The sequence below is a fragment of the Microcystis sp. M169S2 genome, assembly GCF_020245865.1.
Lineage (GTDB): Bacteria > Cyanobacteriota > Cyanobacteriia > Cyanobacteriales > Microcystaceae > Microcystis > Microcystis ichthyoblabe_A.
In genome coordinates this window covers 1-7,054 of sequence record NZ_JADBUB010000165.1, presented here as the reverse complement: position 1 = coordinate 7,054, position 7,054 = coordinate 1, and the positions used below count along the sequence as shown (strand labels likewise).

General features: G+C 43.6%; 8 protein-coding genes. 5 read left to right on the top strand and 3 right to left on the bottom strand.

Annotated elements, in window-relative coordinates; genetic code table 11:
• Positions 1 to 424: 424 nt before the first annotated feature.
• Together IM485_RS16290 and IM485_RS16285 are read right to left on the bottom strand one after the other, a co-directional pair.
• Entirely contained in the window at positions 425 to 691 is a 267-nt protein-coding gene (locus IM485_RS16290; protein WP_104397034.1) for a hypothetical protein, read from the bottom strand.
• 77 nt (positions 692 to 768) lie between these two features.
• Positions 769 to 3,234, bottom strand: coding sequence for an ATP-dependent Clp protease ATP-binding subunit (locus IM485_RS16285; protein WP_002732350.1), 2,466 nt, complete (start codon positions 3,232 to 3,234; stop codon positions 769 to 771).
• A 512-nt stretch (positions 3,235 to 3,746) separates the two neighbouring features.
• On the opposite strand from IM485_RS16285, the gene IM485_RS16280 reads away from it, so the two are divergent.
• The 5 genes from IM485_RS16280 (at position 3,747) to IM485_RS16260 (ending at position 6,446) form a co-directional block, all read left to right on the top strand.
• Entirely contained in the window at positions 3,747 to 4,610 is an 864-nt protein-coding gene (locus IM485_RS16280) for a hypothetical protein (protein ID WP_287744349.1), read from the top strand.
• A 237-nt stretch (positions 4,611 to 4,847) separates the two neighbouring features.
• Entirely contained in the window at positions 4,848 to 5,114 is a 267-nt protein-coding gene (locus IM485_RS16275; protein ID WP_106909787.1) for a hypothetical protein, read from the top strand.
• Positions 5,115 to 5,118: 4 nt separating this feature from the next.
• On the top strand, positions 5,119 to 5,499 hold the full coding sequence (locus IM485_RS16270) for a clan AA aspartic protease (protein WP_103111222.1): 381 nt from the start codon (positions 5,119 to 5,121) through the stop codon (positions 5,497 to 5,499).
• Between the two features lie 355 nt (positions 5,500 to 5,854).
• Positions 5,855 to 6,079 (top strand): type II toxin-antitoxin system MazE family antitoxin, encoded by a 225-nt coding sequence (mazE, locus tag IM485_RS16265; protein ID WP_004158853.1) that lies wholly within the window; start codon positions 5,855 to 5,857, stop codon positions 6,077 to 6,079.
• Positions 6,072 to 6,446, top strand: a complete 375-nt coding sequence (locus tag IM485_RS16260; RefSeq protein ID WP_287744344.1) for a type II toxin-antitoxin system PemK/MazF family toxin — start codon at positions 6,072 to 6,074, stop codon at positions 6,444 to 6,446. The genes mazE and IM485_RS16260 overlap by 8 nt, the downstream gene beginning before the upstream one ends.
• Before the next feature lie 502 nt (positions 6,447 to 6,948).
• Here the strand turns inward: IM485_RS16260 and IM485_RS16255 are convergent.
• On the bottom strand, positions 6,949 to 7,054 hold a 106-nt coding region (locus tag IM485_RS16255; protein ID WP_287638279.1), incomplete at its 5' end, for a transposase.

Sequence of the window (7,054 nt, the reverse complement as noted above, 5' to 3'; positions counted from 1 at the left end):
CTGATAATTGTTATAGCTATCGCCTATACAAGTGCCACAATGCAAGGTAAAAAAATTAAGGATATGGGAATCCAAAAATATGTTACAAGACCTGAAAAAAGATATAAAGGTCAACGCAGGCACAGCAGTTTTTATGTGGGTTAACATCTCTATCATTGGCTCCATCTACATCAAATGTTCCAAAAAAATATAGAAGAGCTAATGCAAATTAGCCGCTATCGGTTGAAGGATTACATCAAAGGACAAAGAGCGATATCGCTTGCCCTATCTACCTTCTAGCTCGCTTGTCCCCCTCTCAGCCCTGCCCCCCTTGATAAGGGGGGTGTCTGACAACTTTTAACACCTACCTACTTATTATATTCTACTTCATGTTTATTTTAAGCTTTCATACTAGAAAAGAGCGATAAATAGAGGATTATTATAGCTATTCAAGCTTATTTTCCCCTTCTTTTAGCAGAGGTATCGAGTTTTCTGCCGTCAAAATGTCAGGAATATCACTTAAACTGGCAGTTTGATAAACCTGTTCATTTCTAGCAAATAAATTGCTCATATCTTGAGAATAATTAGAAGCGATCGATAATAAAGCTCCGGCAAAAATATAGAGAGGTAAAGGCAAAATAAAACCCTTTGCCCACTGATAAAATTCCACCAACAAAAATAACAAAACACAGCCCACAACCCAGACTTTCATCGCACTTTTTTCCCCTATCTTTACGAGAAAAGGTGAGCAAAAAGCCCACCTTTTATTTAACTAATTCCAGTAAGAATTTATTCAATCACGGGAGCGATTAACTCACGTCTTTCACCGGAAATTACTTTCACCTTACCTTCCTCATCGATATCGACCATGGCCGTATCGCCATCGGAAACCCGTCCGGAGAGAATTTCCTCAGCCAGAACATCTTCCAACAGACGCATAATCGCACGACGTAAGGGACGAGCGCCGTAGGCCGGATTATAACCCTCCTCGATCAAGCGTTCTTTAAACTTATCAGTAACAGACAAAGTAATATTTTGTTCTGTCAGACGTTTAAACACATCCTTGAGCAGGATTTCGGCGATTTCCTTGACCTCTTCCTTATTGAGTTGACGGAAGACAATAATCTCATCGAGACGGTTGAGGAATTCCGGACGGAAATATTGTTTTAATTCCTCATTAACCAGCGATCGAATGCGATTATACTGGGCCTCGGCTTGATTATCGGCAAACTCGAAACCTAAACCACCGCCACCCTTCTCGATGACTTTAGAACCGATGTTCGAGGTCATGATCAACAGGGTATTTTTAAAGTCCACCGTGCGACCTTTGGCATCGGTCAAACGTCCATCTTCAAGGATTTGCAGAAGCATATTGAAGACATCGGGGTGAGCCTTTTCGATTTCGTCGAATAGCACCACCGTATAAGGACGACGACGCACCGCTTCCGTTAATTGTCCCCCTTCGTTGTAACCAACATAACCCGGAGGTGAACCGATTAACTTAGAAACCGTGTGCCGTTCCATGTATTCCGACATATCGAGACGGATCATCGCATCTTCCGAACCAAAGAAATAAGCGGCCAGAGCTTTAGTTAACTCGGTTTTACCTACCCCCGTTGGACCGGAGAAGATAAAGGAAGCAATGGGACGGTTGGGATTTTTCAGACCGACGCGAGCGCGACGAATGGCACGAGACACCGCTTTAACCGCGTCCTCTTGACCGATGAGACGCTGATGCAGGGTATCTTCCATGTGCAGCAGTTTCTCGGATTCGGTTTCGGTCAGTTTGTTGACGGGAACCCCAGTCCAAGAAGCGACGATGTGGGCGATTTCCTCGGCATCCACAAAGGGTTCATCGTTGCCATCTTCGCCTTTTTTGGTGGAAGCGAGATTCCGGATCTGGGTTTTGATTTCCATTTCCCGATCGCGCAATTCTCCCGCTTTCTCGAAGTCTTGACCGCGCACTGCGTCATCTTTTTGTTTGAGAATTTGCCGCAGTTCTTTATCTAATTCCTTGGCTGCTGGGGGCAATTGGGAATTAATCAAGCGCACTCTCGAACCAGCTTCATCGATTAAATCGATCGCCTTGTCCGGTAAAAAGCGATCGCTAATGTAGCGATCGGACAATTTCGCCGCCGCTTCTAGCGCTTCGTCTAAGATTTTTAGTTTATGGTGCTGTTCGTAGCGTTCCCGGAGACCGTAGAGAATTTCGATCGTTTCTTCTACGGAGGGTTCACCGACCATAACCGGTTGAAAACGTCTTTCTAGAGCCGCATCCCGTTCGATATGTTTGCGGTACTCATCCAAGGTCGTCGCCCCGATACATTGCAGTTCTCCCCGGGCCAAAGCTGGTTTGAGAATATTGGCCGCATCGATCGCCCCTTCGGCTGCCCCGGCACCGATGAGAGTATGAACTTCATCGATAACAAGGACGACGTTACCCGCTTGGCGAATTTCGTCCATGATTTTTTTGAGGCGTTCCTCAAATTCGCCGCGATACTTGGTTCCCGCCACTAACAAGCCGATATCGAGGGTGACAACCCGTTTTTCTTCGAGAATGTCGGGAATATCCTTGTTAGCAATGCGTTGGGCCAATCCTTCTGCGATCGCTGTTTTACCTACCCCCGGTTCCCCGATTAGGACTGGGTTATTTTTGGTACGACGACCGAGAATTTGGATGACGCGCTCGATTTCCTTTTGCCGGCCGACCACGGGATCGAGTTTACCCTCGCTGGCCATTTGGGTGAGATTGGAACCGAATTCGTCAAGAGTGGGGGTTTTAGTGCGACCTTGGGAAGATGAACCGGCGGCCACTTCGGCGGTTTCCCCTAACATTCTGATCACCTGGGTGCGAACTTTCGAGAGATCCACGCCGAGATTTTCCAGAACCCTAGCGGCCACACCTTCCCCTTCGCGAATTAGTCCTAAAAGGAGGTGTTCTGTGCCAATATAGTTATGGCCCAGTTGACGGGCTTCTTCGAGGGAGAGTTCTAAAACTCGTTTGGCTCTGGGGGTGAAGGGAATTTCCACGGCTACGAATCCGGAACCGCGACCGATGATTTTCTCCACCTCCACGCGCGCATCTTTGAGATTGACACCCATGGACTTGAGGACTTTGGCGGCAACTCCCGTTCCCTCTCCAATTAGTCCTAGTAAAATCTGCTCTGTTCCCACGAAGTTATGGCCGAGGCGGCGGGCTTCTTCTTGGGCGAGCATGATTACTTTAATGGCTTTTTCCGTAAATCTTTCAAACATAGCCTATCCATCACCTACACAAGCGACCCTAGATATGCTGATTTTAGCACGGCTTTTTAGTTTAGCTGTCTCTCAGTGATCAGTTATTGGGGAACGGCTATTAGTTATAGTGGTTATGGGGCTGAAGATTTTTTCTGGGGTCAATGGCTCTTAGCTGACTTGCGGAGATGCCCGGAATCTCCCGGATTATGGTTTTGGCCCACCGGAAACCTGCGGATAAGTTGTTCCCCGTTGCATAATCCCCTAGGTTCGTGGTCATCCCCATCTCTCGATCGCTTGACTATCGATCGCCCATTTTCAGGTCAAAACTCGAAGTATAAGCAGATTAAATATTACTACCTATTGACAAATGAGTATATATGTTGTACGTCGGGGTGATATACAGAAAGTTGACCCCTATCGTTGCTCTGGAGATTGTTATGCAGAAAGTTGACCCAGATCGTTGCTGCCGAAACTCTCGAATGTAATAATATAAGAGTAAATTCAAGAAAAAGTTTTAGAGGAACAAAAAGATGGATAGTAGTTCAAAAAAAACGGCTGACAATGATCGGCAAGGCTTAGAAATGGATCGAGACGAGAGAATTATTGAATTAGAGAAGGAAATTTCCGATCTCCAAAAAGAAAACCAAGAGTTAATCCAGAAGTTATTGATCGAAAATGTGACTTCTGAAGGGATCAAAAAAATCAACTCTCATCTTAATGAAATTATCAGCATTGCACAAAAAATAGGGACAACGTTATTAGTGATTACCGGCTTAGCTGGACTGGGTGGATTCTGGGGAATCTATAGTGCAATTGAGGGAAAAGCAAAAGAGACTGTAGAAAGTTACCTGAAAGGAAATGACAATCAGGCAATGAAGAAGATGATCGATGAAAAAATTGTTCCCGAAGTGGTAGATTCTATCAATAAAGATCCCAAAAAAGTTGTAGAAATAACTCAGAAAATTGCTGAAATTCTACCGAGCAAAGAAGAATTTACAAACAATTTAATTGCAGAACCAAAATTTATAAATAATTTACTTGGTAGTCAACAATTTCAAGCTGTAATTCAAACATTAATAATGTCTACCAATACTTCACTATCACCAGAAACAAAATATTATGTAGTCACTGGATCGAGTTTTACAAGAGATGATGTAGAAGAAGATCAAGAAATAGCAAGAAACGTCAAGTTAAGTTCTAAAATTTGTAGCTCAAAAAATCCGCAGCAGCCTGCTTATCTAATGGTTGTTGCACCACCAGAAAATCAAGACTTTCAATTAGATTTAAATACAGCGAAAAAGACTTTAGAACTGGCTAATACAGTTCCCTTGTTTAAACAAAATGGAGCTTACTTCATCGCCATCAAGGATGACCTTTTCTTTCAATGTCTTTAAGAGTTTTGGTAACATCGGAACTTATCTCTCAGTGCGATCGCAATCTTGTAGGGTGCGTTCCCTAAGGCAACTTCTACCGCTCCAGCGATCGATTTTGGGGAACGCACCATGCACATTGATTGAAACTGTGAGTCTAAGTGCGATGCAGCCTTTGTGGTCCCAGTTGAGAAATGTTAGCGAAGATTGCCAATGTTTAGGTTAAAATAGAGGGGCAAAAGTTGCAACGGGGCCAGGACAATGACAGTTAATCAACTCCGCTACAGCAAAGAAGAATTCGCCCGACGTGGTAAAGAGATTTATCAATCTCAGGTGCGCCCCCAAGTCGAGGAAGGCAATCATGGGAAGATTGTAGCCATAGATATCGAAACAGGTGCTTTTGAGCTTGCCAATGACACAATAACTGCTTCTAATCGATTGCTTGAACGAAACCCTGATGCTCAAATCTGGCGTGTCCGAATTGGACATAAAGGCGTTCACCGCTTTGGCGTAGGTCGTCTGCTTTAACTTTATGATGAACGGAATTGTTGATCAAAATTGCGAGGCAACGCTTCGGTTAGTCGTAAGCAATGAGAGTAAACAGAGGCAGGTAATTGATGCTGTTATTGATACAGGGTTCACAGGCTTTTTGACCTTACCTCTGACAGTAATCAACAGCCTCAACTTACGGTTGTATAGCCGTGAAGAGGGAACATTAGGGGATGGAAGTACCTGTATCTTTGACGTTTACAGTGGTCTTGTTATTTGGGACGGTGAATATCGGTATATTGATGTTAACGCAGCCGAAACAGAACCTTTGGTCGGTATGAGTTTACTCTACGGCTATCGGATGCAACTTGATGCGATCGAGGGTGGAATAGTCGTAATTCAGTCATTGAACAGTTTAAGCTAATCGGGTGTGGAACGGTCTAACAACGTTAGTACGATGCCAAAGGCACCGCGTAGCAGAGCGTATCCCCTGGTAGGTTGGATTGAGCGAAACAAGACTGGGGCGAAAATAGCTCAATTCGCTTGAAAAAGCGAAACCCAACCACCCCAAAGGTTACTCTTTATTGGGTTTCTTTGGGTCAACCCAACCTAAAATAATTGCTAAACTACTGCTATCATCCAAAGTTAGTGACGGCGGGTGAGTTCAACCGTTAGACATTCAATCTACTTACAGATCAGAGGCAGGCATTGACAATTAATGTAGGATTAGTTAGTATGATGCTCTAATCCTACTGGGCTGTCGTGGGCAGTTTAGGGCAATGAGTAAGAAAGTTAGCATAACCTTAGACGACGAAGTTTTGGACTTTGTAGATCGACTAGCAAGCAATCGTAGCCGCTTTATCAATGATGTTCTCTGGCAAGAGAAGAAAAGGGTTTTTATGAAAGAGCTAGAAGATGCTTATAAAGATCAGGCCAATGATCCAGAGATGCAAGCAGAAATTTCTGTCTGGGATATTGCAGTGGGCGATGGTCTAAATGCCTAATGGAAGACTAACCTATAAGCGAGGAGAGATATGGTGGGTCGATCTGAAACCCGTTGTTGGTTATGAAACCGATAAAGAACGCCCTTGCCTGATTTTACAAAACGATATTGGCAATCAAAATGGAACAACGACAATAGTTGCTCTATTGTTGCCGGGGAAAAGGACTTATCCTTTTGTTGTCAATATTACCCCGACAGTGCAGAATGGACTAGACGGAGATCGACACATCAACTTAAGTCAAATGAGGGCTGTAGATTCTCAAAGAATTAAGAATAAACAGGGTGTTTTAGAAGACGTTTATTGGCAAGAAATAGAGAAAGCAGTCTGTATTCAACTCGGTTTCAGTTTAGCTTTTAAGCCTTCATAGTGCGATGCCAAAGGCACTGCGTAGCAGAGTGCATCGCCTCGTGGGTTGAGTTGGGCGAAACAATACTGGGGCGAAAATAGCTCAATTCGCTTGAAAAAGCGCAACCCAACCACCCCAAAGGTTACTCTTTGTTGGGTTTCCTTGGGTCAACCCAACTACCATAATTGCTGCTCTATTGATCGCCCATTTTCAGGTCAAAACTCGAAGTATAAGCAGATTAAATAGGGTTTGCTGAAAAAGTTTTTCCTGGGGGCAGGGTGTAGGGTGTAGGGTGTAGGGTGTAGGGTTTTACTGATTTTGAGGGGGTCAATTACCCAATTTTCAGGGAAAAAGTACCTGAATTTTCCCCCCGATCACTCCCATATCTGGTACTTTTTGGAAACCAAAAAGTCTAAAAGTCTTATACAACAAGGTTTTTAGATTTATTCAGCAAACCCTAAATATTGCTAACTATTGACAAATTAGTATTTTGGCTCTTCTGGTTTTCGTGTGTTAATTTTTGTTATGAATTAAAGCAAGCAAACAGCTTAAGTCGAAGATGTTGAAAATTGGTAAATCCATAACTCATTCTTTTAATAAGCTTTATTTTGGTATTCATTCCCTCAATT